This is a genomic window from Saccharothrix sp. S26 (genome assembly GCF_021390395.1).
GTDB lineage: Bacteria > Actinomycetota > Actinomycetes > Mycobacteriales > Pseudonocardiaceae > Actinosynnema.
In genome coordinates this window covers 37,761-64,135 of sequence record NZ_JAJUWT010000026.1, presented here as the reverse complement: position 1 = coordinate 64,135, position 26,375 = coordinate 37,761, and the positions used below count along the sequence as shown (strand labels likewise).

28 protein-coding genes are annotated in these 26,375 nt (G+C 71.9%); 18 read left to right on the top strand and 10 right to left on the bottom strand.

All coding sequences use genetic code 11. From position 1 onward, the window contains the following. Window positions 1-183: 183 nt before the first annotated feature. The 6 genes from LZG04_RS34470 to LZG04_RS34445 form a co-directional block, all read right to left on the bottom strand. Window positions 184-861: a DUF6319 family protein gene (locus LZG04_RS34470; RefSeq protein ID WP_233825111.1), complete on the bottom strand. Its 678-nt coding sequence runs from the start codon at window positions 859-861 to the stop codon at window positions 184-186. 50 nt (window positions 862-911) lie between these two features. Further along, complete coding sequence (locus LZG04_RS34465) at window positions 912-1,514, bottom strand: DUF2238 domain-containing protein (RefSeq protein ID WP_233825109.1); 603 nt, start codon at window positions 1,512-1,514, stop codon at window positions 912-914. Window positions 1,515-1,603: 89 nt separating this feature from the next. Then, the gene (locus LZG04_RS34460) at window positions 1,604-2,539 is read right to left on the bottom strand and encodes a DUF1996 domain-containing protein (protein ID WP_233825106.1); all 936 of its coding nucleotides are present in this window, start codon (window positions 2,537-2,539) and stop codon (window positions 1,604-1,606) included. Between the two features lie 51 nt (window positions 2,540-2,590). Further along, window positions 2,591-5,359 (bottom strand): glycosyl hydrolase, encoded by a 2,769-nt coding sequence (locus LZG04_RS34455; protein ID WP_233825104.1) that lies wholly within the window; start codon window positions 5,357-5,359, stop codon window positions 2,591-2,593. A 115-nt stretch (window positions 5,360-5,474) separates the two neighbouring features. After that, the gene (locus LZG04_RS34450) at window positions 5,475-5,672 is read right to left on the bottom strand and encodes a hypothetical protein (protein ID WP_233825102.1); all 198 of its coding nucleotides are present in this window, start codon (window positions 5,670-5,672) and stop codon (window positions 5,475-5,477) included. A gap of 103 nt (window positions 5,673-5,775) precedes the next feature. After that, window positions 5,776-5,955, bottom strand: a complete 180-nt coding sequence (locus LZG04_RS34445) for a hypothetical protein (protein ID WP_233825100.1) — start codon at window positions 5,953-5,955, stop codon at window positions 5,776-5,778. A 117-nt stretch (window positions 5,956-6,072) separates the two neighbouring features. Here LZG04_RS34445 and LZG04_RS34440 point away from each other — a divergent pair, with 117 nt between their 5' ends. From LZG04_RS34440 to LZG04_RS34420, 5 genes are all read left to right on the top strand, one after another. After that, entirely contained in the window at window positions 6,073-6,525 is a 453-nt protein-coding gene (locus tag LZG04_RS34440) for a hypothetical protein (RefSeq protein WP_233825098.1), read from the top strand. 910 nt (window positions 6,526-7,435) lie between these two features. Then, window positions 7,436-7,690, top strand: a complete 255-nt coding sequence (locus tag LZG04_RS34435) for a hypothetical protein (RefSeq protein WP_233825096.1) — start codon at window positions 7,436-7,438, stop codon at window positions 7,688-7,690. Continuing rightward, on the top strand, window positions 7,687-7,920 hold the full coding sequence (locus tag LZG04_RS34430; RefSeq protein ID WP_233825093.1) for a hypothetical protein: 234 nt from the start codon (window positions 7,687-7,689) through the stop codon (window positions 7,918-7,920). The genes LZG04_RS34435 and LZG04_RS34430 overlap by 4 nt, the downstream gene beginning before the upstream one ends. A gap of 1,050 nt (window positions 7,921-8,970) precedes the next feature. Next, window positions 8,971-9,495 (top strand): hypothetical protein, encoded by a 525-nt coding sequence (locus LZG04_RS34425; protein ID WP_233825091.1) that lies wholly within the window; start codon window positions 8,971-8,973, stop codon window positions 9,493-9,495. 90 nt (window positions 9,496-9,585) lie between these two features. Continuing rightward, complete coding sequence (locus LZG04_RS34420) at window positions 9,586-10,332, top strand: hypothetical protein (protein ID WP_233825089.1); 747 nt, start codon at window positions 9,586-9,588, stop codon at window positions 10,330-10,332. A 1-nt stretch (window position 10,333) separates the two neighbouring features. Here LZG04_RS34420 and LZG04_RS43185 read toward each other — a convergent pair whose 3' ends face one another. The 3 genes from LZG04_RS43185 to LZG04_RS34410 all read right to left on the bottom strand — a co-directional run bounded on the left by LZG04_RS43185 (window position 10,334) and on the right by LZG04_RS34410 (window position 12,423). After that, window positions 10,334-10,690, bottom strand: coding sequence for a site-specific integrase (locus LZG04_RS43185; RefSeq protein WP_374202950.1), 357 nt, complete (start codon window positions 10,688-10,690; stop codon window positions 10,334-10,336). Window positions 10,691-10,757: 67 nt separating this feature from the next. Further along, window positions 10,758-11,750: a non-homologous end-joining DNA ligase gene (gene ligD / locus LZG04_RS34415; RefSeq protein WP_233825087.1), complete on the bottom strand. Its 993-nt coding sequence runs from the start codon at window positions 11,748-11,750 to the stop codon at window positions 10,758-10,760. Window positions 11,751-11,808: 58 nt separating this feature from the next. Further along, on the bottom strand, window positions 11,809-12,423 hold the full coding sequence (locus LZG04_RS34410) for a TetR/AcrR family transcriptional regulator (protein WP_233825085.1): 615 nt from the start codon (window positions 12,421-12,423) through the stop codon (window positions 11,809-11,811). Window positions 12,424-12,500: 77 nt separating this feature from the next. Here LZG04_RS34410 and LZG04_RS34405 point away from each other — a divergent pair, with 77 nt between their 5' ends. The 3 genes from LZG04_RS34405 (at window position 12,501) to LZG04_RS34395 (ending at window position 15,685) form a co-directional block, all read left to right on the top strand. Continuing rightward, the gene (locus tag LZG04_RS34405) at window positions 12,501-13,652 is read left to right on the top strand and encodes an acyl-CoA dehydrogenase family protein (protein ID WP_233825083.1); all 1,152 of its coding nucleotides are present in this window, start codon (window positions 12,501-12,503) and stop codon (window positions 13,650-13,652) included. 12 nt (window positions 13,653-13,664) lie between these two features. Continuing rightward, entirely contained in the window at window positions 13,665-14,834 is a 1,170-nt protein-coding gene (locus LZG04_RS34400; RefSeq protein ID WP_233825081.1) for an acyl-CoA dehydrogenase family protein, read from the top strand. Window positions 14,835-14,956: 122 nt separating this feature from the next. Next, window positions 14,957-15,685, top strand: coding sequence for a tetratricopeptide repeat protein (locus LZG04_RS34395; RefSeq protein WP_233825079.1), 729 nt, complete (start codon window positions 14,957-14,959; stop codon window positions 15,683-15,685). 10 nt (window positions 15,686-15,695) lie between these two features. Here the strand turns inward: LZG04_RS34395 and LZG04_RS34390 are convergent, their stop codons facing one another. Further along, the gene (locus LZG04_RS34390; protein ID WP_233825077.1) at window positions 15,696-16,340 is read right to left on the bottom strand and encodes a GntR family transcriptional regulator; all 645 of its coding nucleotides are present in this window, start codon (window positions 16,338-16,340) and stop codon (window positions 15,696-15,698) included. 74 nt (window positions 16,341-16,414) lie between these two features. Here LZG04_RS34390 and LZG04_RS34385 point away from each other — a divergent pair, with 74 nt between their 5' ends. From LZG04_RS34385 to LZG04_RS34340, 10 genes are all read left to right on the top strand, one after another. After that, window positions 16,415-17,359 (top strand): asparaginase, encoded by a 945-nt coding sequence (locus LZG04_RS34385; RefSeq protein WP_233825075.1) that lies wholly within the window; start codon window positions 16,415-16,417, stop codon window positions 17,357-17,359. A 39-nt stretch (window positions 17,360-17,398) separates the two neighbouring features. Next, the gene (locus tag LZG04_RS34380; protein ID WP_233825073.1) at window positions 17,399-17,713 is read left to right on the top strand and encodes a hypothetical protein; all 315 of its coding nucleotides are present in this window, start codon (window positions 17,399-17,401) and stop codon (window positions 17,711-17,713) included. Window positions 17,714-17,771: 58 nt separating this feature from the next. Continuing rightward, window positions 17,772-18,209, top strand: a complete 438-nt coding sequence (gene msrB / locus LZG04_RS34375; protein WP_233825071.1) for a peptide-methionine (R)-S-oxide reductase MsrB — start codon at window positions 17,772-17,774, stop codon at window positions 18,207-18,209. Between the two features lie 230 nt (window positions 18,210-18,439). Further along, window positions 18,440-19,363, top strand: coding sequence for a TIGR04222 domain-containing membrane protein (locus LZG04_RS34370; protein ID WP_233825069.1), 924 nt, complete (start codon window positions 18,440-18,442; stop codon window positions 19,361-19,363). 64 nt (window positions 19,364-19,427) lie between these two features. After that, a complete protein-coding gene (locus LZG04_RS34365; RefSeq protein ID WP_233825067.1) occupies window positions 19,428-20,354 on the top strand; it encodes a TIGR04222 domain-containing membrane protein in 927 nt (308 codons plus the stop codon). Further along, on the top strand, window positions 20,296-21,120 hold the full coding sequence (locus tag LZG04_RS34360; RefSeq protein ID WP_233825065.1) for a TIGR04222 domain-containing membrane protein: 825 nt from the start codon (window positions 20,296-20,298) through the stop codon (window positions 21,118-21,120). The genes LZG04_RS34365 and LZG04_RS34360 overlap by 59 nt, the downstream gene beginning before the upstream one ends. A gap of 34 nt (window positions 21,121-21,154) precedes the next feature. Then, on the top strand, window positions 21,155-21,952 hold the full coding sequence (locus tag LZG04_RS34355) for a DUF692 domain-containing protein (RefSeq protein WP_233825063.1): 798 nt from the start codon (window positions 21,155-21,157) through the stop codon (window positions 21,950-21,952). Beyond that, window positions 21,949-22,293, top strand: coding sequence for a hypothetical protein (locus LZG04_RS34350; protein ID WP_233825061.1), 345 nt, complete (start codon window positions 21,949-21,951; stop codon window positions 22,291-22,293). The genes LZG04_RS34355 and LZG04_RS34350 overlap by 4 nt, the downstream gene beginning before the upstream one ends. A 26-nt stretch (window positions 22,294-22,319) precedes the next feature. Continuing rightward, window positions 22,320-22,811 carry a hypothetical protein gene (locus LZG04_RS34345; RefSeq protein WP_233825059.1) on the top strand — a complete coding sequence of 164 codons (492 nt, stop codon included), beginning with the start codon at window positions 22,320-22,322 and terminating at the stop codon, window positions 22,809-22,811. Between the two features lie 284 nt (window positions 22,812-23,095). Then, window positions 23,096-26,278 carry a S8 family serine peptidase gene (locus LZG04_RS34340; RefSeq protein WP_233825057.1) on the top strand — a complete coding sequence of 1,061 codons (3,183 nt, stop codon included), beginning with the start codon at window positions 23,096-23,098 and terminating at the stop codon, window positions 26,276-26,278. Window positions 26,279-26,375: the final 97 nt, after the last annotated feature.

Sequence of the window (26,375 nt, the reverse complement as noted above, 5' to 3'; positions counted from 1 at the left end):
GTTGGGCCTGCTCGACCGTCGTGATCTCAACAACCATCTTGTGCCTCCGCGGCGTCGAGGGACTTCGTGCGACCGAAGGTATTTCGACCCCACGGTCCGCCCCTACCGCCGGCCAGGGGAAGTACCCTCACCCGATCGCGGAACGGCAATCATCAACTCGTTGCAATACGTGTTCTTGCCAGGTCAGCCGGTCAGCTCGTCCAACGCCCGCTGCGCCGCCTCCAGCTCCGCGCGCAGTTGCTCCACCCGGGCGAGGTGGCGTTCGCGGGCGGCGCTGAGGACGCTCTCGACCGCCTCGTCGACCTCCGCGGGCAGCAGTTTGGCGGCTTGGGACACCGCCGAAGCGGGCACCGGCGCGGCCTTCAGCGTCCGCTTCGCCCCCCACTGCACGTCGACCGTCCACTCGCCGTCCGCGGTCGACGTCAGCGTCACGGTCACCTCCGCCGGCTTCGCCTGCTTGCGCGCGGCAGGTCGGCGTTCCGCGGGTGCGGCCGGCGCCGGCGCGGGCTTCGGCTTCGGGGGCGCGGGCGCAGGGGCCGGCGTGTAGATGTGCTCCACGGGAGCCGGGGCCTCCGGCTTGGCCGCCGGAGCGGCCGCGGGCGTCCGTTTGCGCGGAGCGGGCTTCTCCAGGGTCAGCTCGCCCGGCGAGAACGACAGGTCGTCCTTCTCCCCCGTCGGCCGCACCTGGATGAAGTCACCCTCCGCCGGCTCGCTGAACGCCATCACCTTCCCCGACCGCCCGGCCTCCACCCCCACCGCGGCGGAGGTGAACCAGACCGCGGGCGGGCGGCCCGCGGCCAACTCCGCGCGCAGGTGGTCGATGTCCTGCGGGGACAACGAGCTCTGCTTCGCCTTCGCCATCGCCTACCTACCTCCACGACTTGCACAAGATCCGTCGGGTGCAGCTTGCCCTACGGCACCGACAATTCCGCGAGCTGCCGGTCGTGCGCCTGCCCGAGCGCCCACTGCGCGACCACCGAACCCACCAGCGCGAGCAGCATGTCCCAGTGCGTGTCCCAGACGTCGCCTTGCGTGCCGAGGAAGTCCGTCGCCGACTCGCCGCCGACCACCGCGCCCGCCCACTCCACGAACTCGTAGCCGGCGCTGATCGCCAGGCACGTGGCCGACACGAGGAAGAACGTCCACCGCCCCGGCCGCAGCGGTGTCCGCCGCAACAAGACTTCCCGCACCAGCACCGCGGGCACGAAGCCCTGCACGAAGTGGGCGAACCGGTCGTAGTGGTTCCGGTCGGTCCACAGGTCGCCGAACGGCACCTCGGCGTAGGTGTAGTGGCCGCCGAGCGCGAGCACCAGGGCGTGGCCGAAGATCAGCCAGTACGCGAGCCGGGTCAGCGGGAACCGGCGGCGGGTCCACGCCAGCAGCGGCAGCGCGATCAGGATCGGCGCGACCTCCAGCAGCCACGTGCCGTAGCTCTTGGGCCGGATGGCCGACACGGCGACCGCCACCACGACCAGTACCGCGAGGGTGACCGGCAGGCGGCCCCTGGGCTCCATCCCGCAGATCCTGCCACCCGGGAACCCGGTCGTGCACCGGTCCGAAGTGGACGGGCGGCGGGGAGTGATCCCCCGCCGCCCGCGCAGCCCTAGATCGGGTTGCCGTTGGTGCCGCAGATGCGGCCCGCGTTCACGCAGTCCCGCACCCGCCGTTCCAGTTCCGGCTGGTCCCACGCGTTGATGAAGTCACCGTGGAAGGTGTACCCCGGCGCGTTGGTCACGTTCACCCCGTTCACCGTGCCACCCAGCGACAGCCCGCCGCCGTTGACGGGGTAGGTGATCAGGAACTCCAGCCTGGGCAGGACCACGGGGTGCGTGGACGGGCACGAGCCCGCCCAGAACACGATGTGGTCCTTGTGGTTGGCGCTGTCGGTGTCCCGGCCGTTCCAGCAGGTCGGGAAGTCGAGGTAGGTCTCCAGCTTGGTGCCCGCCGGGCAGTTCATGAAGTCCCGGCTGGACGGCGACTGCGTGGTGCACGACCACCGCGCGGACGGGTTCTGGTCGGGGCTGGTCGCCCGGGCGTTGCCGACGACGTACCGCAGGTTCGGCGGGTACGGGACGGCGCGTTGCATGTCGTGGATGCCCTGGTAGTACACGGTGACGCTCTCCGGCGCGACCGGCTGCCCGTTCTTGTACAGGGTGGGCACCCAGTAGGCGGACAGGTCGACCACCGGGTCGCACGTGGTGCCCGCCGCCTTGAGCGACGTGTACGTGGACGACGCGTTGGTCGACCGGTTGCCGAAGAACTCGTGCACGTGCGACACGCCGGTCTGGTTGGGGTAGAGGATCGGGTCGTTGCCGGACCGGTGGCTCGCGCGGCAGTTCGCGCGGAACTCCGACGCGGCCTGGATGCCGGCCTGCCGCTCGATGGCGGCGGCTTGGCCTGCGTCCGGTGCGCCCGGGTGGGCGGCGTGGTCGACGGTGTGGGTCTTCGCGGGGCCCGCGCCCGCCGGCTGGTAGGCGACCACCGACCCGATCAGGGCCAGTGCCAGCGCGACGGACGCGGCGCCGATGGCACCTCTCATTCTCGCGTTCATCCGATCTCCCTCGGTGTGGAGCGGGATGCGGCGGCAGGTCTAGGAGCCGAACGTGATCCAGTTGACGTTGACGAAGTCGGCCGGCTGGCCGCTGGTGAAGGTGACGTAGACGTCCTGCTTGCCGGTCAGGCCGGTGATGTTGGCGGGCACGGTGCGCCAGCTCTGCCAGCCGCCGGTGTTGGCGATGGCGAAGCTGCCCAGCGGCGTGGCCGTGGGGCTGCCGACGCGGACCTCTACCAGGCCGCTGACACCGCCCGCCGCGCCGCTCGCGACCCGGGCGGTGAACTGCCTGCCGGTGCGGGAGCCGAAGTCGACGCCGCGGAAGAGGACCCACTCGCCGTTGGCGATGCCGGCGATGTTCTGGCCGCCGCCGGTGTCGGTGGTCGTCTCCTTGAACACGCCTTGCTGCTGGTCGTAGGACTCGGCCTCGATCGTGGCGAACGCGTCACGGCTGACCGGCGGAGCGGTCGTCGTCGTGGTGGTCGTAGTCGTCGTAGTAGTAGTGGTGGTCGTCGTAGTAGTCGGGTTCACGCCGCCGGACCCGGAGTCCACGCCGCTGCCCGTCGGCCCGCGCCACGCGGTGGACGACGCCGGCACGGACAGCGTCTGCCCGTCGGAGAACGTCACCGTGGCCGTCGTCGTGCCCGGGTTGTAGGCCACGTACGTGCGCGCGCCGTTCTTGCTCAGCACGGCGTGCGTCGGCACGTTCGCGGTGACGGACGTGTCGGGCGTGCCGTAGGTGTTCAGCGACGTGATCCAGTGGTAGGCGTGCGCCCGCGAGTCGCCGTCCTCGGGGGTGAGGCCGGACCCGTAGTTGGCCAGCGCCTGCGCCGGGTCGGCGATCGCCAGGAACTGGGTGATGACGTCCTTCCACTCGACCTCGGTGCCGCCGTTGTTGGCGCGCAGCTCGGCGATGTTCTGCAGGATGTCGGCCTTGTAGTCGGCGTGGTAGAGGGAGCCGCCGGTGATCGGCAGCATGTTGATGCCGTGGATCTCCTCCGGGTTCGCCGTCCACCACGTGCTGTAGCTCGCGCCCGCGCCCCACACCATGCCGACGGTGCCGTGCTGGAACGCCGCCGGGAACACCACGTCGTCCTTGTCGAACCAGTACTGGGCGATCGTGCTCTCCTGCGTGGTGTGCAGGTAGATGCCCGCGTCGCGCAACGCGGTGTCGCCGGTGGCCTGGCCGAACAGCACCGCGGCGGTGGCGAACATCATCGCCTCGGACGAGGACTCCTCGTTGTTGCCGTGCGCGAAACCGGCGTGGCCGGACGCCCAGCCGTGGCCCGCGTAGGCGTCGAAGTTGCGCAGGAACGGGAAGCGCGTCTCGCCGCGGTCGTAGTTGTTGGCGTCCTTGACCAGCAGCTTGACCATGCCGCCGTAGCGGGAGTCGGACGCCCACGTCGGGTCGTGCTGCGCCAGGATCGCGGCGGCCAGCACGTAGTAGCCGTAGTGGAAGTGGTGGTCGTTCAGCTCGGCGTCGGTGCCGTAGGACGCCTTGTAGCCGATCAGCGTGCCCCACGTGGCGTCGTAGGCGAAGTGGTTGCCGGTCTCGCCGGGCGTCGCGGTGAGCCAGTCGGTGAGCCGGTCGCGGACCAGGCCCAGCAGCCGGTCGCGGCCCGCCGTGTAGCCGATCTGGTTGGCCACGCGGGCCAGCGCCGCCAGGCGCCACAACGCCTTGCCGGTCCAGTAGGTGTCGCCCGCGCCCTTCCACGGGTCGGCCGCGTTGAGCTCCTGGTCGATCTCGTTGCGCAGGCGGTTCTGGTCGGCCGCGGAGGACAGCGGCAGCGCGGGCAGGACCCCGTTGAACGTGCTGCGGGTGGTGAACGACGCGCCCTCGCGCACCCTCATCTCACCGCGCGGCGAGGTGTAGCGGTAGGCGGTGACGGTGTCGGTGGAGTTGAGCCACTGGTGGCGGTAGAGGGCTTGCAAGGTGCCGGTCTGGGTGCCCTGCCGTGCTGCGGTCGTGGCCGTGTAGGTGGCCGTGAGCTGGGCGTTCGCCGAGTTGTACGACCAGTTGACCTTCGTGTCGGTGACGAAGGAGAACGCGTAGCGCCCGAACAGCGAGAGCGCGTCGCGGCTCGGCAGCACCGCCACGGAGAAGAACGCGGCCGACGAGGTGGCCTCGGCGGTGCCGACGACGGTCCAGTTGCTCGGCGAGAACAGCGCGTAGTCGCGGCCGTTGATCGTGACGCCGAGGGTGGTGCCGGTGTTGCTCCAGATGGTGGTGGCGCCGTTGAAGCCGACCCGCGCGGTGCCGCCGCTGGCCTCGGCGTACACGTACGGCGAGCCGTGGCCGATGGTGGTGCGCAGGGTGCGCGTCCCGTCGGTCCACAGTGGAGAGACGGTCCAGTCGGACCAGCCGTCGACCTGGGTGCGCGGCGCGTTGAGGCCGCTCACGCCGACGAACAGGTCGTCCTGGTGCATGAACTCGTAGAACCGGCCGTCCGGGGTGATGTTCGGGCTGGTCGGGTAGCCGACGCCCAGGCCCTGCGCCGCCGCGTGGAACGTCAGCGGGTGGGCGTACATGTTCTCGGAGTAGGGGTTGCCGGGGTAGCGCTGGAAGGCCAGCGACGACCACCAGTCGTTGGTCGGGACGGGCCGACCCGCCATCCGGGCGGTGACCTTGGGCGTCAGGGGTGAGCCGTTGGCGTCGGACGGGCCGACCGCGCCGGCCGGGCGGGTGGTGGCGTAGCTGCCCGCGCCGACCGTGACGGCGTCGGCCGTCCCGGGCAGGGCGAGCGGGATCGCGGCAGCCGCGGCCACAGCGGCCGCGAAGGCCGCCAGGTGGGGGCGGATTGAACGCACAGGGACCTCCAGCAGGGACTCACAACTCTGTGAGAGCGCTCTCACGCAAACGGTAAACCGCAGATGAGGCGTGTGTCTACGGGCGACCGCTGCTGAACCCCGTCAAGAGCCGGTGCTAGTCCTCGACGCGGAGGTGGTACTCGCAGCCGTATTCCACGGCGTACTGGAGGTCGTAGTGGTGCACGATCTTGGGGCCACCGTGCAGGTGGACGTGGGTGACGGTCTGCCTCGGGAACTCCGGCGGCTTGGCGTGCGAGTCGACCCGACCGTCCAACGGCCCGCCGACGAACCGCACCACGTACGCCTCGTTCATCGGCTTGCCTCCCTCTCTTCGGCGTTGGCCTCCATGGTACGAGAGGACGAGTCGGATCGCGGCTGAACCGCTGTCGGAAACAGCCGGTCGGCCGAAGCGGTCGTCAGTCGCGCAGGCCCTGCCCTCCCGCCTCGCCCCCGACGGCCTCGTCGTCGGTCCGGACCGCCCCGTCCGCGTCCAAGCCGGCCGCGTCCAGCACCGCCCAGATGGCGTGGGCGACGGCCGCGTAGTCACGAGCCGGCACGTCGGCGGGCAACAGCACCTCAAGGCGTCGAACTGTCATGCCACCAACCCTGCCCGTGGGCCAATGGCCACACGAGACCACCGCCGGGTGAACCTGGGGTGTACAGCTCTCGTGGACGACTGATATACATGTGTCTCGTCTACGAGAAGGATGGATATGGACATCGAAGCCCTGCGCACCTCCGTCACCGCCGCCCTTGAGGACGTGGAGCGGATCCGCACCCGCCTGCACGACCTGCTGACCGACCTGGATCAGTCGGTCGACGCGGTCCACCTCGGCAGACAGGGCCGGTGGACGCCCGAGATGCTGGCGGCCCTGTGGGAGAACGTGCGCCACCTCAAAGGCGTGCGCGCCCTGTTCGAGATCACGAGCGAACACCCCGACCAGCCCGTGACCTTCACCGCCCTGATCGCCCGCTCCGGCCTCCCCGAGCAGCAACAACGCAACGAGCACGCCCGCATGAGCCGGGTCGCCGCCGACCTGTTCGGCGAGAAGCGCTGGCCGATCGAGAACTGGCAGGGCGCCACCCCACCCACGGGCGGCAAAGCCGAAATGATGTATCGCATGCACCACACCGTCGCCGCGTGGTGGGCCGAGCTGTCGAAGTAGAACCCCAAGTCCGCTTCCGCGACGGCTGGGCGCGCGGTGGTTCGCCGGGCATCTTCGGGGTGCCCGACGCGAGAGCGCTGCGCTGAGCAGGGAAAACCCAGGTCGTCTCGAAACGTACTGCGCCAGGTTGTCCGGTGAGATCAGGCGACCCGCCGAGGTGGTAGGACACCACGACGGACCTTGATCTCGACCTCGCGCAGGAGGACGAGACCCGTGACGGATCTTTCCATCACGTCAACCAGGTTCGACGCACGGCACGCACACCGCTCGGCGGTGGGCGCATGAGCCTCGAAGCCACCACGTGGGCGCTGAACCGCGCCCCGATCCCCCGCGACCGTCGCGACGCCTCATCGCCGGCCGTCGTCCTGTTGGGCTTGGCGGAACCACGCCGATCCGTTCGGCCGCAACGCTTTCCCCGCCGTCTCCACCCTCGTCCGCTGCACGAGGCTGCCGGAGCGGTCGGTTCAGTACGCGCTGCGGGCGCTGGAGGAGCTGGAACTGATCCGCCCCAGCGACCCGGACATTGTCGCCGCGTACATCAAGCGCACCCACCGGCGGCCCAACGGCTACGACCTTGCAGTAGAGCGGGTCGAGGCTGTGGACAACCCCGGCCGCGAGAGGCAGACACTGCCGCCCGCTGACCAGCACGAGGGGCAAACGCAGCCTCGCGGGGGGCATACAGCGACGCCACGGGGGCAGTGTCTGCCTCCGAACCGTCCTTCAACCGTTCAAAGAACCGTTTCGCGCCGAGCGCGCCCCCGGCGGGGCGCTCGGCGGTCCCGGCGGAGCGCGGCGGTTGCGACGCCCGGCCCGGCGACCCGATCAGTGCCCGTGTGCTGTGACTGGACAAGGACCGCACGCGGTCGACGCCGTGCCCGCGCTGCGCGCCGGCCCGCAATGGAGGTGCCCGGTGAGCGAGCCGAAGCGCGCAGCGCACCTCACCCCTCCCGCCAAGCGCCCCGACACCCCAGAGTGGGCGTCGGCCACGGTCAAGGACGGCGAGCGCCTGGCGCACGTGGCCGAGGTGGGCCGGGTCGAGCGGCTGCCCGGCGGCCCCGGCACCGGCCACGAACCCGGTCTCATGTCCTCCCAGCGCGCCGCCGAGCTGGCCGCGCTGCTCACCAGGGCCGCCGAGCTGGCCGCCCGGATCGGCGGTGGCCGGTGAACACGGACGCACCGCGCCTGGAGCGCACGGGCAAGGCGATCGCCGGGGCCACGTGGGTGATCGCGGGCGTCGTCATGGTCTATGGCGTGTTCACGGTGACGCCGTCGCTGATCTCGCAGGGCATCCCCGCCTTCTCCGCGTGGATGCTGCCGCCGGCCGTGGACGCGGCCCTGGTGCTGGCGCTGGTCGGTGACCGGGTGCTGGCCCAGCACGGCCGCTCCACCGGGTGAGGCGTCACGCTGCGTGCCGTCACCGGCCTGGTGTTCCTGGGCCTGAACATCGCGCCCAGCGCCCTGAAGGGCGACGTGTCGGGTGGCGCTGCACGCGGTCGGCCCGGTGCTGCTGTGGGTCGCCACCGAGGCGGCCGCGTTCATGCGCTCACACCCCTTGATCAACTCGCGTTCAGCACATCGCGAGCTGGCGCACCCCGCACATCGCGAAGATCGAAAGACCCGTTACCTGCGCACTAAACGGCACGCCATACGCCCCATCACTCGCGCACCACAGGGCACGAGGAGTCGCAGGCCATCCACGTAGCGGGTCATTCGATCTCGTCGCGCCACTCGTCGCCCTCCTCGACCGGTGGCCGACTGCGACACCGGACAGTCCACTCGCTCGATCAGCCACGCGCGGTGTGCCCGCTTGCAGTCCGGCGGACCCTCCGTCCAGACGACGTCCCTCTTTCGACGCTCGTGCCCCTTCTAACACGGGCCGGGTTCGTAGTCGGCCTTCTCGCGGTCGGTGAACTCCCTGTCACCGTCCATCACCTGACGCCTCCGAACCCTCGGGGCTTCCGGCGGCGATCCGCGTGCACTCGATCCCCGGCCTATCACGATGCGCTTGCACGCGCCGCAGCGCTCAGGCACGCGCACCACGGGGGCGATGGGGCAGGCCGCGGAATGCGGGGCGGGTCACCGCGGATCCCCTGCGGCGGGCAGCCGGGCAGGCTCGGGCGGACGACATGGAGCGCTACGCCAGCTTCTGTGCCGCCGCGTCGAGCCCCGCTTGGGGGGCACGTCGGTGTTGACCGGCCGCCGCCGTCGCACGCAGCACACGCTCGGCCATACACCCACAGCGCGGCCTTGACGAGCCCACCGAGGCCGTTGAGCCGCAGCGCGACACCAGCATCGCCCCTTACACACAGTGAGATACATAGCATCCGAATGATTCAAGCATGTCGGATCACCGTCAATCGGCGGTAACAGTAACTATCAACTCGATGCTTTGATCGTTGAGCTGGATTTATTTCCACGCTTTCACGCCTTGCAATGAGGAGAAGAATGCGTTTTGTCAACTATGCCGTGACCCTGGGCGCAGTCGCGTCCCTGATGCTCGCCGGAGCCACGGTCGCTACTGCGCAGGCCAGCGTCGACTCGGCACGACCGGCCGTGACGACTGCTACATCCGACCTGATCCCGGAGTCCGAACTGCTCGACGTCGGGGAAATCCAGCCGTTGGAGGATGTCTCCGACTGCAAGTTCAACCTCGACTGGCCGCACAACTCAGGCCACGTGGCCGGCAACGTGACCAGCAACGGCGTGATCAACTGCAACAGCAAGAAGAAGTACCTGGGAGTGGAGACCTACCTGTACCGCGAGAGCAGCAACCCCGGTTACTTCAAACTGGTGGCCCAGAATTCGGCTGTGAACAACTCCGGGAACGGATCCTACGTCAACGCAGCGGCAGCTCTGGGCTGCGTCTCCGCCCGCTACTACGCCAAGGCGGAGTTCCTGATGGTGGAGGGCAACGACGCCCGGCACGAGCGCACCCACAAGACCCCGGAAATCCAGGTCAACTGCTCGTAGACCAGTCTGGTCCGGGCACCGAGAGTGCTCGGACCAGACGGCACTACAGTCCAGGAGGCCGGTCACCCTGCGCGAATACGAGGTCCACTCATGGCCGATCGCTCCGTCGACCAGCCCAGGAGCCCCGTGTTCGTCGAACTGTGCCTGCTCCTGCGCGACTTCCTCGGCGATCTCGACCTCGGTGCCCGACTCGACGACCTGACCGACGACATCCTCTACCGGCACATCACCTTCGCGGCGTCCCTCCAGCACTCCGGCCGCGACTTCACCGCCCGGCCCACGCCGGAACTCGACCACATCGCCGCCGCCGTCCTGCACCGGCTGGCAACCGGCTCCCTCGGCGACACCTCGCTGCGGTCGCCCCAGGCGCGACACGCCACGGACGCGACACCACGCACGGTCCAGGTGACCGATGGACCCACAGGTGCCACAGCCCCCGACAAACCAGTCGGGGCGTTGTGGACCTCGTCCTTCCTACCTGAGGGGACCAGCATGTGGCAGTGGGGCGAGCTGGCGGAATCCGGTCCGGACCGACCGCTGTTCACCGTCACGTTCGACCAGGCAGACATCCGGCTGTTCACCATCGACTCGCCCTCCGACTACGGGCAACTGGTGAACCGGTACCCGCGCTCGTCGAACGGACGCGCACAGGTGTGCTGGACCCGCGCCGCCGACGACCTCGACGCCGTGCACCTGACCGTGCCCGGCCTCCTCACGGCACAACACGTCCCGGTCACGACATCGCAGGGCACCGCGGTACTGACCGGTTGGGACGCCGAGTCAACCGCCTGGCTGCACCTGCCGAACGCCTTCGAAATGACTCCGGTGACGACCTAGCTCAGCTCTCGGCTCCACACGGACGCGGTGTGCCCCGGGTCCTGCTCGCATTCCTCGGCCAGCCGGCGGTCCACATCTCGCCCTCGGTCGCCGCCCACCGGACGAAGCGGTGGAGCCCTTGGAACCGGGTGAGAACGGTCCGAGGGTCCTGCTTGTCGTGCAGTGCCTCAAGCCATCCGACGATCGCATGCCTCGTCAGCGCGTCGGTGTCCGGACGCCGCCCCTGCTCGGTGAACCAATCGGAGAAGAACCGGATAGACTGTCCATACAGGACGATAGTCCACTCCGCCTTCCCAGCGGCACGCAGCTCGCGCCGGAACGACGCAGCAAGATCGGCAAGTAGCTCGGGCAGAGCCATGGGTTATCCGGCGAGTGAACGCCATGCCAGAGCCCGCAGTACGTGAGAACGGCCTGTTTTCCCAGCTCTAGCTACGCTTCCGCGACGGCTGGACACGCGGTGGTTCGCCGGGCATCTTCGGGTAGTCCGGCGGGTAGGGCAGGTCGCCCCGGTCGTCGTTGGCGTACCAGTCCAGCAGTTGCTCGATGCCGAACGCCTCGTCGTCCAGGGACGCGTGCGGGTCGCCGTGCTCGGCCAGGTGGCCCGGCACCGTGAGGACGTCGAAGTCGTCAGGGTCCACAGTGGACAGTTGGTCCCAGGTGACCGGGGTCGAGACGGTGGCGCGCGGGGTGCCGCGGACGGACCAGGCGGAGGCGATGGTGCGGTCGCGGGCGGCTTGGTTGAAGTCCAGGAAGACCTTCTCGCCGCGTTCTTCCTTCCACCACGACGTGGTGGCCTTGTCCGGGACGCGGCGTTCCACTTCACGCGCCAGCGCGATCACGGCGTGCCGCACGTCCACGAAGTCCCACTCCGGCCGGATGCGCACGGCCACGTGGACGCCGCGGCCGCCGGAGGTCTTCGGGTAGCCCGTGAACCCCAGTTCGGCCAGCACGTCCCGCAGCACCAGGGCGACCTCGACGGCGTCACGGAAGTCGGTGCCCGGCTGCGGGTCGAGGTCGACGCGCAGCTCGTCCGGCCGGTCGGTGTCGGACCGGCGCACGGGCCAGGGGTGGAAGTCGAACGTACCCAGGTTGGCCGCCCACGCCAGGACCGCGGGTTCGGTCGGGCACACCTCGTCGGCGGGCCGGCCGGACGGGAACTTGATCCGCGCGGTCTCGACCCACTCCGGCGCGCCCTTCGGCAGCCGCTTCTGGTAGAACGCCTCGCCCGTCACCCCGTCGACGTACCGCTTCAACGTCGTCGGCCGGTCCCGCAGCACGCGCAGCAGCGGCTCGGCGACGGCCAGGTAGTACTCGACCACCTGGATCTTGGTGATCCCACGCTCGGGGAAGTAGACCTTGCCCGGGTTGGACACCCGCACCACGCGCTCGCCGACGGTCAGTTCCACAGCCTGGGCCATACGGGTGAGGGTAACAACGAAGAGGCCCGCGCACCCCGTGCCGCGGAACCTCCGCGACTCAGTCGCGCGCCCGCGCGGCCAACCCCGTGACGAGCGCCTCCAGCGCCAGCTCGAAGCTGTCGTGGTCCAGCTCCCGCGCCACGGACGGCAGGAGGTGGGCCTTGTCGAGGTTCGGGTACCGGTCCCGGTAGAACGTCTGGTCCTCGGAGAACCCGCTGGAGAACGAGCTCAGCGCCGCCCCGAACACCAGGTACATCAGCGCCGCCGCGATCATCGTCGCCTCCCGCCGCGACCAGCCGGCCGCGACGAGCCCGCCGTGCACCACGTCCAGCCGGCGCAACGACGCCTCGCGGTGCGCCGGCCCGTACGCCAGGAACGGCACGATGTTGGGGTGCGCGGCCAGCGCCGCCCGGTAGGAACGGGCGCAGCTGCGCAGGCCGTGCCGCCAGTCGCCGCCCTCGAACCCGGAGACGTCGACCTGCTCCAGCACCCAGGCGGCCACGTCGTGCAGCAGGTCGTCCTTCGTGCTCACGTGCCCGTACAGCGACGCGGCCTGAACGCCCAGCTCAGCGGCGAGTTTGCGCATCGACAGGCCGTCGAGCCCGTCCCGGTCGATGATGTGCAGTGCGGCGGTCCGGATGCGCGAGGCACTCAGGATCGGGCTCCTCGGCATGTGCGCTCCCCTTGCCTGTGGTGGATTCCGCGCCTAGGTTAGATAACCTAACACCGTTCGGTTAGGAGGTCACCCCGGTGGATCTGCGCATCTCCGACGAACACCGGCAGCTCCAGGAGCTGGCCCACCGGTTCACCGAGGAGCGGATCGTCCCGCACGCCGCGCGCTGGGACCGGGACGAGGCCATCGACCGCGACCTGGTGCCGGCCCTGGGCGAGGTGGGGTTCCTGGGCCTGGGCGTCGACGAGTCCGACGGCGGCTCCGGTGGCGACCACCTGGCGTACTGCCTGGTCCTGGAGGAGGTCGCGCGCGGCGACTCGGCGGTGCGCGGCATCATCTCGGTCTCGCTCGGCCTGGTCGCCAAGACGCTGGCCAAGCACGGTACGCGGGCGCAGAAGCAGCGGTGGCTGCCGGGCCTGTGCTCGGGCCGGGAGCTGGGCTGCTTCGGCCTGACCGAACCGGGCACGGGATCCGACGCCGCGTCGCTGGCCACCAGGGCCGTCCGCGACGGTGACGACTGGCTGATCACCGGCCGGAAGGTGTTCATCACGAACGGCACGTGGGCCGACGTCGCCTTGATTTTCGCTCGAACGGGTGGTCCTGGACCGAAGGGGATCACCGCGTTCCTCGTGCCGACCGACTCCCCCGGCTTCACCGCCACCGAGATCCGCGGCAAGCTCGGGATGCGCGGCCAGGCCACCGCCGAGCTGACCCTCGACGGCGTCCGGGTGCCCGACGAGCACCGCCTCGGCGACGAGGGCGCGGGGTTCAAGCTGGCGATGGCCGCCCTCGACCGCGGCCGGATGTCCGTGGCCGCCGGGTGCGTGGGTGCGGCGCGCGGTGCGCTGGAGGCCGCCGTCAGGTACGCCAAGGAGCGCGAGCAGTTCGGCAAACCCATCGCCGGCTTCCAGCTCGTGCAGGAGCTGCTGGCCGACATGGCGGTGGAGACCGACGCGGCACGCCTGCTCACGTGGCGGTGCGCCGACCTCGCCGACCGCGGCGAGCCGTTCGGCACGGAGGCGTCCATGGCGAAGCTGTACGCCAGCGAGGCCGCCGTGCGCGCGGCGAACAACGCCATCCAGGTCTTCGGCGGCTACGGCTACATCGACGAGTACCCGGTCGGCAAGTACTTGCGGGACACCCGCGTCACGACCCTCTACGAGGGCACCAGCCAGATCCAGAAATTGCTCATCGGCCGGGCGCTGACCGGCGTCAACGCGTTCGCGTAGAGGGAGGACGGCATGGACTTCACGCTTGACGAGGAGCAGAAGGAGATCCGCGACTGGGTGCGGACCTTCGTGCGCAAGGAGGTGGCGCCGCTGGAGCCGGAGGTGCTGCGCCGCGAACGCCTGGGGCAGCCCGGCCTGACCCGGGACGAGCTGAAGGAGCTCCAGGACAAGGCCAAGGCGGCGGGCTTCTTCGGCGTGCTCACGCCGCAGGAGTACGGCGGCATGGGCCTGGGCGCGCTGATGACGGCGCTGCTGGAGGCGGAGCTGGGCCGCACGTTCGTGCCGTTCCGGTTCGGCGGGTACGCCGACAACATCCTGTTCCACGGCAACGAGGAGCAGAAGCAGCGCTACCTGCTGCCCACGATCTCCGGCGAGCGCGTGTCGTGCTTCGCGATCACCGAGCCGGGCGCGGGCTCGGACGCCAAGGCCATCCGCACGTCCGCCCGCAAGGAGGGCAACGAGTGGGTGATCAACGGCGAGAAGACGTTCATCACGCAGGGCAACGAAGCGGACTTCGTGATGGTGTTCGCGGTGACCGACCGGGAGAAGGGCGCGGACGGCGGCGTCACGTGCTTCCTGGTCGACCGGGACATGGGCTGGAAGTCCGAGCCGATCCCGACCATGGGCCAGTGGGGTCCGGCCGCGCTGGTGTTCGACAACGTCCGCGTGCCCGAGGAGAACGTGCTCGGCGAGGTGGGCAAGGGCTTCCACCTGGCCATGCAGTGGATCGGCCAGGGCCGCTACCTGCTGCCGGCGCGGGCGCTGGGCTCGTGCGAGCGGCTGGTGGAGATGGCCATCGAGCAGGCCAAGACCCGCGTCACGTTCGGTCAGCCGATCGCGGAGTACCAGGCCATCCAGTGGATGATCGCGGACTCGGCGGTGGAGATCGAGGCGCTGCGCTGGCTCGTGCTGCACGCCGCGTGGCTGGTCGACCAGGGCGCGGACTCGAGGCAGGCGCAGTCGATGGCGAAGCTGTACGGCGGCATCAAGGCCAACGAGATCGTGGACCGGGTGCTGCAGATCCACGGCGGCATGGGCTACACCCGTGAGCTGCCGATCGAGCGCTGGTACCGGGAGCTGCGGCTGCTGCGCATCTACGAGGGCACCGACGAGATCCAGCGCCGCACGATCGCCCGCAACCTGCTCAAGGGCCACGCGAAGGTGACCGGCACGCTCGGCTGACCGGGCCCCTGGCGGGGTCGTGCGGCCGGCTCCGCCAGGCGACCCGACAGCGGTAGGGCCCCACCGGGGCTTCGGGAGCGCGCCCCGGGGACTGCGCGCGATCCCGCCGGCACGGTGAGTGCATGCGATCACGACCGGCGCTCTTCGAATCCGACCTGACGCGCCGGCGCATCACGACGCCGGCGGGCACGTTCGACGCCGTGCGGCCGGTCCCGCCACCGGCCGCACGGCGTGCCGGAGTGCGGGATCGAGTGGCGCCACCAGCTGCGGGCGCTGGCCGGCTTCGGCCACAAGCTGCGCGCGCCGGGCTTCGTGCCGCTCCTGATCCTGTACGCCGAAAGCCTCGTCCTCGACCACCGGCCGGCCGGGACACGGCCCCTGCTCGTTCCCCGCTCGCGCGAGCGGGGAACGACGACGAGTCGCTCGCCGTCCTCACCCTCCAAGGCAGGGCACTCCAAGACCTTGGCGCGCACGAGCAGGCCCGCTCGGTGCCCACGCGCGCCCTGGCGATCACCGACGGCCGACCGCCCGACATCCGCACGGCGCTGCTGCGGCGGGCGCTCGGGACGACCTTGGTCTCCTCGGGTCTCCTGGAGGACGCGACCCGTGCCCGGTCCACGGCGCTGATGCACGCCGAGGCCGCCCTCGGCCGGGACAGCCCCGTGGTCGGCGCCGTCCTGGCCGAACTCGGTGACGTCCTCCGCCGCCGCGACCTCCTCGACCGGGCGCGGTTGTTCCTCGAACGCGCGGTCACCGTCCTGGAAGCCGCCCACGGTCCCGACCACCCCGCCACGGCCACCGCCCGGCGGGCCCTGGCGGCGTTGCCGCACCACGACGGGCACGGCGCGTGAGGAGAGCAGCTCAGGCGAGGCCGGTGAGCATCTGGGCGCAGACGCGGGCCAGGTGCTTGCGCATCACGTCCGAGGCACGGGTCGGGTCGGCGGCGGCGATGGCGGTGACCAGGGCGTCGTGGTCGTCCAGCGAGGCGTGCTGGTGCGGCGGGTCGTCGCGCAGGCCGCTGCGCAGCAACACGACCCGCTGCTGCACCAGCCGCACCTGCTCGGCGATCCGGGGGCTGCGCGCCGCGTCCAGCAACGCCTGGTGGAACGCGAGGTCCAGCCGGTACGGGAAGCGCTCGCCCGCCGAGTAGGCCCGGCGCGACTCCTCGCACACCGCGCGCAGCCGCACCACGTCGGCCTCGGTGCGCCGGGACGCGGCCAGCTCCGCCGCCGCGCACTCCAGCGCCGTGCGCAGCTCGAACAACGCCTGCACGTCCGCCGCGTCCGACGTCGGCACCGAAGCGCCCCGGTGCGGCGCGAGCACCAGCAGGCCCTCCGACGCCAGGTGCCGGATCGCCTCGCGCAGCGGCCCGCGCGAGATGCCCAGCCGCTGGGCCAGCTCGACCTCGTTGACCCGCGTCCCGGGTGGGATGTCGCCGGTCAGCACCAGTTCGCGGAGCACGTCCACGGCCTGGCCGGCCAAGCTCAGGTGCAGGGGAGGTGTCACGAACGTCTCCTAGCGCGAGAAGTCACCCGCGATGTTAACTGTCGACAGTCGACAGAGCAGCGGTGGAGGGACGAATGGCGCACGAACTGGTCGCCGAGGTGTGGCGGGGCGAGTTCCTGGAGTCCGTGCACCACGGCTCGGTGATCGCCCTGGACCGCGCGGGCCGCGAAGCGCTCGCCGTCGGCCGCCCGCACGACACCACGTACCCGCGCTCGTCCAACAAGCCGATCCAGGCGCTGGCCATGCTGCGCCACGGCCTCGACCTGGCCGACGAGCTGCTCGCGCTGGCCTGCGCCAGCCACTCCGGCGAGGACTTCCACGTCGACGGCGTCCACCGCATCCTCGCGGCGCACGGCCTGACCGAGGACGCCCTCCAGTGCACCCCCGACCTGCCGATCGGTGAGCACGCCCTCAAGGCCCACCTCGCCGCCGGCCGCCCCAAGGCGCCCCGGTACATGAACTGCTCGGGCAAGCACGCCGCCATGCTCGCGACCTGCGTGGTCAACGGCTGGTCGACCCGCGACTACCTCGACCCCGCGCACCCGCTCCAGCTCGCCATCCGCGACACCCTCGAAGAGCTCGCCGGCGAGCGCATCGGCGCGGAGGGCGTGGACGGCTGCGGCGCGCCGCTGTTCGGCATCAGCCTCACCGGCCTGGCCAGGGCGTTCCGCACGCTGGCCGGCGCGCAGGACGGGCCGGAGCAGCGGATCGCGCGGGCGATGAGCCGCCACCCGGAGTGGGTCGGCGGCACGGACCGCGACGTCACCAAGCTCATGCGGGCGATCCCCGGCGCAGTCGCCAAGGACGGCGCGGAGGGCGTCTACGCGATCGGCCTGCCGACCGGCGAGGCCGTGGCGTGCAAGATCGCGGACGGCTCCAGCCGGGCTCGGGCGGTGGTCGTGGTGGCCGCGCTGCGCAAGCTGGGCGTGGTCGCACCGGAGGAGCTCGCCACCGTCCCCGTGCTCGGCCACGGCCGTCCCGTCGGCGCGGTCCGGCCGTCACCCGCCCTGGTGAGCTGAGCCGCCCAGCGGCTTGAAATGCCCGATACGCTGGGCCGCATGGCCAGCGCCAGAGCCGCCGACGCGCCCGACGACCGCCCGCAGGGCGGCATCGAGGACGAGCTGATCGGCCTCGACCCCGACGACCCCGAGACCAGGGCGTTCGCCGAGCACCTCGGCCGGATGCAGCAGCAGCCGCCCAGCTTCACCATCGAGGGCACGGTCGCGGGCGTCGGGCAGTTCGCGGACTCGGCCAACCGCGCGGGCGGCCTGCGCCGGCTCACCGCGGTCGTGGTGGTGGGCCTGATCCTGCTGGGCGTGCTGGTCAGCGTCTGGTACTACCTGGGCACCCTCGTCTGGGTGTTCTTCTCCTGACCCGGGCCCGCCCCGCGCGGACGTCACGGCCGCCGCGGCTTCGTCTAACGTGGTGGGCATGGAACCTGTCGTCGGCGCCACCCCGAAGGTGGTCCGCTCCGAGTCCGAGTGGCGGGAGATCCTGACCCCCAAGGAGTACGCGGTGCTGCGCGACGCCGGCACCGAACCCGCGTGGGTCGGGGAGTACACCGACACCAAGACCGAGGGCGTCTACGAGTGCCGCGCGTGCGGGGCGGAGCTGTTCCGCAGCGAGACCAAGTTCGACTCCCACTGCGGCTGGCCGTCGTTCTTCTCCCCGCTGGCCGGTGACGCGGTGATCCTGCGCGAGGACCGCGGGCACGGCATGGTCCGCACGGAGGTGCTGTGCGCCACGTGCCACAGCCACCTCGGGCACGTGTTCGAGGGCGAGGGGTACGACACCCCGACCGACCAGCGCTACTGCATCAACTCGGTGAGCTTGCGTCTGGTCGAGAGCACCGGCGGTCCAGCAGACTGAGGGCGCCAGTCCGATCGACACCAGGGAGGAACCATGCGGATCTTCAAGGGCACTGACGGTGAGGGCTCCGGCGGCGTGGACGGCGCGTCGTCCTCCTGAGAGGCGCGGGCACGTCACCCGCTTGGAACCCTAAGGCTTGCTAAAGCCCCCTTGCTGGGGTGTGTCCTGGCACACACGATTGCCTCCTGGTTGGTGGACCTGGTTCCACCGAGGCCCACAGGGGGTGGACCGTGGAGCGACCGTGGGGGCTTTCGGGCCCGGAGTTCCTCGAGTTGTACTGGATCGGGTTGGCCGTGTCGCTGGCCTTCGCGATCTTCGTCCGAGTGCGCCCGCGGGGGTCGCGGGGAGGCGTCCCCGCGGGTGCGCTCGGCTTGCTGGACATCGCTTACCTGACCGGCGGGCCTCGACGGGTGGTCGAGGCGTCCGTCGCCGGCCTCATCGACTCGGGCGCGTTGGTGCCCGCCCGCAACGGCTCCGTTCGGCTGGTCGGCACGCCGGTGGCGCACCACCCGGTCGACCAGGCCGTGCTCGCCGACGCCAAGCGCTACCGCTACCGGACGTTGACCCTGCTCATCACCTCGGTGGCCGAGCAGGACGCGCCGCGCGCGATCGGCCGCCGGCTGTCCGAAATGGACTACCTGGTCGACCCGCACCTGGTGAAGCGGCGGTTGCGCACCGGTGTCCTGCCGATGGCCGTGCTGCTCGCCGTCGGCGTCGTGCGCTGGGTCAACGGGCTGCTGATCAGTGCGCCCGTGGGGTGGCTGACGTTGCAGCTGGCGCTGACCGGCGTGCTGATCTGGCTGCTGCTCAAGGCGGCCCCGTCCACGCGCACCGCGAAGGGGCGTGAGGCGGTGGCGAAGGCTCGCGCGGGCGAGTTCACCGGGGGGTGGGGAACGACCGGCTCGGCGAACGCCGCCGAGCTGGTCGCTCTCAACGGCTTCGACGGCCACCCGGACATCGTCCTGCGCGCCGCGGCGCGCCCGCCCTCCCGGCCCCGCTCCCGGCCCAAGGCGCGGACGTCGTCGGCCGGGTACGCGGCCACCTCCTACGGCGCGACGAACGTCAGCTCGTGCGGCGGCGCGAGCAGTTGTTCCAGCAGCAGCGGCAGCAGTTGTGGCGGCGGTGGGGGCTGCGGCGGTGGCGGCGGTGGCTGACGGAGTCCTTTCGCTTCTGTGACGTCGGGCCGGGCCCGGCCCGACGGCTCCTAGGGTGGCGGCCATGACGTTCCTGTGGTGGTACGGCCCGGCGCTCGTCGCCGCGGTGGTGGTGGGCCTGCGGTGCAAGCGGGTCGCCGGCGCCGTGCCCGATCGGCCGTTGACGTTCGAGGAGATCGGCTACCTCGGCGGCGGCCCGGTGCGGGCGGTCGAGGTGGCGCTGGCGGGGCTGGTGGCCGAGAACCGGGCCAGGGTGTCCGGTTCGGCGGCCTCGGCGGTGCCCGGTGAGGAGCAGCCGGCCACCGCGTTGCAGGCGGTCGTGCTCGCCCGGCTCGCGCAGCCGCGCGACCTGGACGAGCTCGTGGTCGGCGCGGCCACCAGCGGACCGGCTCGGCAGATCGGGCAACGCCTGGTCACGGGCGGTCTGCTGGTGTCACCGCGGCGGCGCTTGGCGCGGGCGGTGCTGGCGGTCCTGCCGGTGGCGGCGCTCGCGGTGGTGGCGGTCTTCGCCGGTCCGGGAGGGTGGGTGACGGTCACCGCGCTGTCGCTCACGGGCCTGCTCGGTGTGCTGCTGCTGCTGGGTCCGCCGCCCGTCCTGACCAGGAGGGGCGCGCGGGCGTACGAGGAGGCCACGGCGGGCCTCGCCCCGGTCGACCCGGCCGAGGTGACCGCCCGTTACGGGCTGGTGCGCGCACCGTCACGCACCGCCGTCCCGCCCGTGCCGCGTGAGGGGTCGGTGCGGTCGGCGACGGCGGTGTTCGACGGCGAACGGGTGGAACCGATCGCACCTGCGGAAACGTCCCAGGCACCGCTCCCGCGGCGCAGGCGTGCCGTGGTGGTCGAACCGCAGCGGTGGCAACGGCGCAACGGCTGGCTGGTGGCAGGCGGGTGGTTCGCGGGCGGGTGGTTGGCCGCGCAGTGGTTGGAGGGCGATGACGGTGGCGACTCAGTGGACGCCGACTTCGGCGGGTTCGGCGGGTTCGACGCCTGAGCCCGGCTTGGAGGAGCAGGGTTTCCTGGTGGGTGGTCCGGGCCGGGCGGCCGAGGTCGCGGTGGTCTCGCTGGTCGAGGCCAGCGCGGCGCGGATCTCGCGCGGGGGCCTGGTCAGCGCGGTGGGACGGCCGCGTGCCGGCACGAGCCCGCTGGGATCGGCCGTGCTGCGCAGGCTGCCGATGTCGCTGGGTGACGTGATCATCGCGACGGCGTCGAGCGCCGAGGCGCAGTCGCTGCGGCAGTACCTGGTGGGCTCCGGCCTGGTCACGCCGCCGGGACGGCGACAGGGGATGCGCACGGCACGCCGCCTGCTGATCGCCGCCGCGGTGGCGACCGTGGTCGCGACGATCGTGCTGGAGCTGCCGTTCTGGCTCGCCCTGGGCGCGGTGCCGGTCGGGGTCGTGGGCGCGATCGTGCTCGGTCGGGCGGGACGTCCGCTGACCGCGCGCGGACGGGACGTGGTGAAGCGGCTCAAGCCGCTGGCCGTGTCGCCGAACCGGATCGCGCTCGTCGCCTACTACGGGTTGCTGGGCAAGGTCGAGCGGCACCACGTGTGGGAGGTGCTCGGCATCGGGCCCGCGGCGGCGACGACGCTGCGCCGGCGGTCGAACCGCGGCGGGTCGAACGGCGGCGCGTCGTGCGGCGGCGGGTGCGGAAGCTGCTCCAGCAGCAGTTGCGGCGGCAGCGGCTCCGACAGCGGTGGCTCGTCGTGCGGCGGTTCGTCGTGCGGCGGTGGCGGGTGCGGCGGTGGCGGCGGCGACTAGGTCCACCGAGGGCGAGCGGAAGGGTTGGTGGCACGTGGAGAAGCTCGGTGTCGGCATCGGCTGGCGGCCGGAGATCGACCTGACCGTCGAACGCCTGCCCGGCGTCGACTTCGTGGAGGTCGTCGCGGAGAACCTGCACGTCGGGCACCTGCCCGAGTCGGTGCTCCTGCTGCGGGAACGGGGCGTGCCCGTGCTGCCGCACGCGGTGTCCCTCTCGCTGGGCGGCGCCGAACCCGTGGACGCCCACCGCGTCGCGCACCTGGGCGCGCTGGCCGAAGCCCTCGACGCGCCGCTGGTCAGCGACCACGTCTGCTTCGTGCGCGCGGGCGGCCTGGACTCGGGCCACCTGATGCCGCTGCCGCGCACCCGCGACGCGCTGGACGTCCTCGTCGCCAACGTCAAGGCGGCCCAGCAGGACCTCCCCGTGCCCCTGGCGCTGGAGAACGTCGCCGCGCTGCTCGACTGGCCCGACGGCGAGCTGACCGAGGGCCAGTTCCTCGCCGAGCTGGTCGAGCGCACCGACTGCCACCTGCTGGTGGACGTGGCGAACCTCTACGCCAACGCCCGCAACCTCGGCACCGACGTCGCCCGCTTCCTCGACGAGATCCCGCTGGAACGCCTCGCCTACGTGCACGTGGCGGGCGGCGAGGAGAACCGGGGCGTCTACCACGACACGCACGCCCACGCCGTGCTCCCCGAGGTGCTGGACGTGCTCGCGCAACTGCGTGCCCGCGTCGACCCGCCCGGCGTGCTGCTGGAACGCGACGACGACTACCCCGCCGACGCCGAGCTGGCCGCCGAGCTGGCCGCGATCCGGGCGGTGCTGGGGTGACCGGGCCGCAGCGCGAGCGCCTGGCCGCCGCCCAGGCCGAGCTGCTGCGCGCGCTGCTGGCCGACGGGGCCGTGCCGCCGGGGTTCGACCCGGAACGGGTGCGCGTCGAGAAGCGCGCGCTGCTCGCCAAGCGCCGCGGGATCGTGGCGGTGCTGCGACCCGACGTCGCCGCCGAGCTGGGCGACCGGTTCCGCCCGCTGTTCGACGGCTACGCCGCCGCCCACCCCAAGGAGGTCGGCACGCGCTTCCGCGAGGACGCCGCCCGCTTCGCCGAGTGGGCGATCGCACGAGGCGAGCTCCAGCCGCCGAAGAAGAAGCGTTGGTGGCGGCGGGCAACCTGAGCACGGCCGCGTTCCGTCCCCCGGGCATGTGGAGACGGACCTGGCCCCTGGGCGTGCTGTTGCTGGCCACCGCGTGCGGCGTGGTCGACGCGGGCGACGACATGGCCTGCACCGCGATCGGCACGCCCGTCGGCGTGAGCGTGGACGTCGAGCACCCCGACGCGGTCGCCGCGACGATCGAGGTGTGCTGGGACGGCTCCTGCGCGACCCCCGCGCTGGAGCTGCACCCGTCGAGCAGGGCCGTGGAGACGACCTGCACCGGCACGTCGCCGGACGACTCGTGCAGCGCGCGGTCCGAGCCGACGGGAGGCAAGCACGGGTTCGCCTCGCTCCCCCGGCTGCCCGCGAAGCCGGTCACGGCGACCCTGCGCGTGCTGGACCAGGCGGGTTCCCCCCTGGTGGACCGCGATCTCGCGCTGAACCCCGAGCCGGCCCACCCCAACGGTCCGAACTGCCCGGCCGGTGGACCGCAGGCACGCATCTCGGTCGGTGCCGACGGCTCGGTCAGCGCGCGGTAGGTGACCGCGGCACCTGCCCCTCGGGTCCGCTGGTCGGCCCTCGGCGAGCAACGCCCGTTGGGCTGCCCGGCCGCCCGCCGGTACCGCGTTGGGCCGCTGAATCCGTTCCCCCGCGTCGATAGCGTCGAACCGTCGGGGGGCGACTTCACGTTTCGGTGCACGCCACAGTTGTTTCGCCTCCCGCCAGCGCGTTCCACAGCGCGCTCAACCAGATTCGGGAGGTATCTGCGTTGACTCCGAGATCACGAAAGCGCGGGACCGCTTGGGGGGCCGCGGTGCTGGCGGTGGGGTTGGCCGCCGGCACGGCGACGGCGACCGCGTCACCCGCGCCGCCACCACCGAGCCACACCAACGCCGAGCGGCACACGGTCACCCTGGTCACCGGCGACCGGGTCGTCGTCTCCGGCGACCGGCTGCTCAACGTCACGGCCGGTCCGGGCCGTGACGGCACCGCGTTCTACCGGTTCGTGCGCGACGGCCGGCTGCACGTCATCCCACGTGATGCGGCGAAACCGCTCGCCGACGGCAAGCTGGACCCGCGCCTGTTCGACGTCACCGGGCTCGTGGACGCGGGCTACGACGACGCGAAGCGCGACACCGTGCCGCTCATCATCACCGGCGACCAGCCGCGTTCGGCCGACGTCGAGGTCACGCGCGCGCTGCCGGTGATCGGCTCGGTGGCCGCGCGCACCGCGAAATCCGACACCGCAAACGCTTTCGAAGCGCTCGTGGCCGACCCCGGCGTGAAGAAGGTCTGGCTGGACGGCATCCGCGAGCCCGTCCTCGACCGGTCCGTGGCGCAGATCGGCGCGCCGACCGCGTGGCAGGCCGGGTACACCGGCAAGGGCGTGAAGGTCGCCGTGCTCGACAGCGGCGTGGACCAGACGCACCCCGACCTGGCCGGCCGGGAGGTCGCCGAGCGCAACTTCACCGAGGACCCGGACAACAGCGACCTCGTCGGCCACGGCACGCACGTCGCCGCCACGGTCGCCAGCGCCGGCGAGAAGTACCGGGGCGTCGCGCCCGACGCGCAGATCCTCGACGGCAAGGTGTGCTCCTTGTCGTGCGCCGAGTCCTGGATCGTCGACGGCATGCGGTGGGCCGCCGAGCAGGGCGCGGACGTGATCAACATGAGCCTCGGCGGCACGGACACCCCGGACGTGGACCCGCTGGAGCAGGCGATCGAGACGTTGTCGGCGCAGACCGGCACGCTGTTCGTGGTCGCGGCGGGCAACTCCGGCGCGCCCGAGACGCTCAGCTCCCCCGCCAGCGCGGACGCGGCGCTCGCCGTGGGCGCGGTGAACCGCGACGACAGCATCGCCGACTTCTCCAGCCGCGGTCCGCGGGTCGGCGACGGCGCGCCCAGGCCGGACGTCACGGCGCCCGGCGTGGACATCGTCGCGGCCAAGTCGAGCACCGGCCGCATCGGCACGCCCGTGGGCGACCGGCACGTGGCGATCTCCGGCACGTCGATGGCCACCCCGCACGTCGCGGGCGCGGCGGCCTTGCTCGCCCAGCAGCACCCCGACTGGAACGGCGCTCAGCTCAAGGCCGCGCTCATGGCCTCGGCCAAGCACAACCCGGCGCTCACCGCGTTCGACCAGGGCACCGGCCGCGTCGACCTGACCAAGGCCATCACCACCGCGGTCACCGCCGACCCGCCGTCGCTCGCGCTGGGCCTGCGGGAGTGGCCGCACGACGACGACACCCCGACCAGCAAGGAGTTCGCCGTCCGCAACGCCGGCCCGCAGCCGGTCACGCTCGACCTCGCCGTCGACGCCAAGGGCCCCGGTGGCACGCCCGCGCCGGCCGGCGTGTTCACCGTCAGCCCCGCCACGATCACCGTGCCCGCGGGCGGCGAGGCCAAGGCCACCGTCACCGCCGACACCGGGGCCGCGACCGCGGACGGCGCGTACAGCGGCACGGTCGTCGCCTCCGGCGGCGGTGTCGAGCTGCGCGTGCCGGTGGGCGTGAGCCGCGAGGTCGAGAGCTACGACGTCGCGTTCGAGTTCGTGGACGCGGCGGGCCGACCGGCGGCCGACTACTTCGCGCTGGTCATCGGCCTGGACAACGACAAGTTCGCGTTCCCCGGCGGTGGCGTCGGCAAGGCCACCGCCCGGCTGCCCGTCGGCGAGTACCTGGTGCTGACCGAGGTGCTGACCGACGGCACGAAGACCGCCGTGCTGCCGCAACCGAGCCTGCGCGTCGCCCGCGACACCCCGCCGGTCGTGGCGGACGCCCGGAAGGCGAAGCCGATCTCGATCACGTTCCCCGAACCCCCGGCCGATCCGCCGGCCGGGGACATCCTGCTCAGCCGCGGCCGTGGCGGCAGGCCGCTGGTCGGGCTCGGCGGGTTCTACTCGGGCGGCTTCGGCACCGTGTCGATCGGGCACCTCGGCCCCGAGCTGCCCGCCGAGGACTTCACCGTCATGGTGAGCACGCAGACCGCGGGCACGCCCGTCGGCACGACCCCGGTGACGTACCGGTTCGCGTGGGCCGAGCACGGCAAGGCGCCCACCGGGCTCGTCCGCGCGCCGGCCAAGCGGGACCTCGCCGAGGTGCGGTCGCACTTCACGCCCGGCCTCGCGGGCAAGCGCCACGCCTTCGCGGGCTTCCCGGTGCTGCCCAACGGCATGGCCGGTTTCGCCGCGGACACCGCGGTGACCGCGCCGGGTCGGTCCCTCGACTACGCCACCACCGAGCCGGGCGTGCGGTGGGCGTGGTCGTTCGCGCAGTTCCAGGGCGAGGCGATCGAGGCGCAGCTCGACACACCGCTGCGCGTGCACAAACCGGGGCGCACCTACCAGGAGCGGTTCAACCGCCCGGTGTTCGGGCCGGGCGCGCCCGCGAGCCCGTTCCCGTACCTGGCCAGGTCCGGTGACGTGATCACCTTCTCCCTGCCGCTGTTCGGCGACGGGGACGGCAACCTCGGCCAGTCGGTGACCTCGTCGGCGCGCACGACGTTGCGCCGCGACGGATCCGTGGTCGGCGAGACGGGCGACGCGGGCCGCGGCCAGTTCCCCGTGCCGCCCGGCGCGGCGGCGTTCCGGCTGGAGACCGAGGGCGTGCGCGCGCCGGGCGTCTCGGAGTTCGCCACGCGGGTCAGCGGCGCGTGGACGTTCCGCTCGGGCACCGCGCCCGGTGACGGGAACGTGCCGCTGCCGTTGTCCGTGGTGCGGTTCACGCCCGAGTTGGACGCGCACGGCGCCGCGCCCGCGGGTCGGGTGCTGAGGGTGCCGCTCGTGGTCGAGCAGCAGGAGGGTGCGGCCAACGGCCGGGTCCACCGGCTCGCGGTCGAGGTGTCCTTCGACGACGGCCGGACGTGGTCGCCCGCGCCGGTGCTCGGGCGCACCGCGTTCGTGCGCAACCCCGCCGCCGCCGGGCACGCCTCGTTGCGCGTCAAGGGTTCCGACAGCGCGGGCAACACGTTCGAGCAGACCGTGATCCGGGCTTACCGGGTCGGCTGAGCGGGATCACGTGACGCGAGGGGGCATTCGCTCGGGCGGATGCCCCCTCGCCCACGAAGTCGACGTCAGGTAACCGTTCGCTGGGCCGACCGGGTGG

What these genes read in the sequence shown, in the direction of transcription:
- LZG04_RS34470 (WP_233825111.1), bottom strand. Translation starts at nt 861, where the DNA reads ATGGCGAAGGCGAAGCAGAGCTCGTTGTCCCCGCAGGACATCGACCAC.
- LZG04_RS34465 (WP_233825109.1), bottom strand. Translation starts at nt 1,514, where the DNA reads ATGGAGCCCAGGGGCCGCCTGCCGGTCACCCTCGCGGTACTGGTCGTG.
- LZG04_RS34460 (WP_233825106.1), bottom strand. Translation starts at nt 2,539, where the DNA reads ATGAGAGGTGCCATCGGCGCCGCGTCCGTCGCGCTGGCACTGGCCCTG.
- LZG04_RS34450 (WP_233825102.1), bottom strand. Translation starts at nt 5,672, where the DNA reads ATGAACGAGGCGTACGTGGTGCGGTTCGTCGGCGGGCCGTTGGACGGT.
- LZG04_RS34445 (WP_233825100.1), bottom strand. Translation starts at nt 5,955, where the DNA reads ATGACAGTTCGACGCCTTGAGGTGCTGTTGCCCGCCGACGTGCCGGCT.
- LZG04_RS34440 (WP_233825098.1), top strand. Translation starts at nt 6,073, where the DNA reads ATGGACATCGAAGCCCTGCGCACCTCCGTCACCGCCGCCCTTGAGGAC.
- LZG04_RS34425 (WP_233825091.1), top strand. Translation starts at nt 8,971, where the DNA reads ATGCGTTTTGTCAACTATGCCGTGACCCTGGGCGCAGTCGCGTCCCTG.
- LZG04_RS34420 (WP_233825089.1), top strand. Translation starts at nt 9,586, where the DNA reads ATGGCCGATCGCTCCGTCGACCAGCCCAGGAGCCCCGTGTTCGTCGAA.
- LZG04_RS43185 (WP_374202950.1), bottom strand. Translation starts at nt 10,690, where the DNA reads ATGGCTCTGCCCGAGCTACTTGCCGATCTTGCTGCGTCGTTCCGGCGC.
- ligD (WP_233825087.1), bottom strand. Translation starts at nt 11,750, where the DNA reads ATGGCCCAGGCTGTGGAACTGACCGTCGGCGAGCGCGTGGTGCGGGTG.
- LZG04_RS34410 (WP_233825085.1), bottom strand. Translation starts at nt 12,423, where the DNA reads ATGCCGAGGAGCCCGATCCTGAGTGCCTCGCGCATCCGGACCGCCGCA.
- LZG04_RS34400 (WP_233825081.1), top strand. Translation starts at nt 13,665, where the DNA reads ATGGACTTCACGCTTGACGAGGAGCAGAAGGAGATCCGCGACTGGGTG.
- LZG04_RS34395 (WP_233825079.1), top strand. Translation starts at nt 14,957, where the DNA reads ATGCGATCACGACCGGCGCTCTTCGAATCCGACCTGACGCGCCGGCGC.
- LZG04_RS34385 (WP_233825075.1), top strand. Translation starts at nt 16,415, where the DNA reads ATGGCGCACGAACTGGTCGCCGAGGTGTGGCGGGGCGAGTTCCTGGAG.
- LZG04_RS34380 (WP_233825073.1), top strand. Translation starts at nt 17,399, where the DNA reads ATGGCCAGCGCCAGAGCCGCCGACGCGCCCGACGACCGCCCGCAGGGC.
- msrB (WP_233825071.1), top strand. Translation starts at nt 17,772, where the DNA reads ATGGAACCTGTCGTCGGCGCCACCCCGAAGGTGGTCCGCTCCGAGTCC.
- LZG04_RS34365 (WP_233825067.1), top strand. Translation starts at nt 19,428, where the DNA reads ATGACGTTCCTGTGGTGGTACGGCCCGGCGCTCGTCGCCGCGGTGGTG.
- LZG04_RS34360 (WP_233825065.1), top strand. Translation starts at nt 20,296, where the DNA reads ATGACGGTGGCGACTCAGTGGACGCCGACTTCGGCGGGTTCGGCGGGT.
- LZG04_RS34345 (WP_233825059.1), top strand. Translation starts at nt 22,320, where the DNA reads ATGTGGAGACGGACCTGGCCCCTGGGCGTGCTGTTGCTGGCCACCGCG.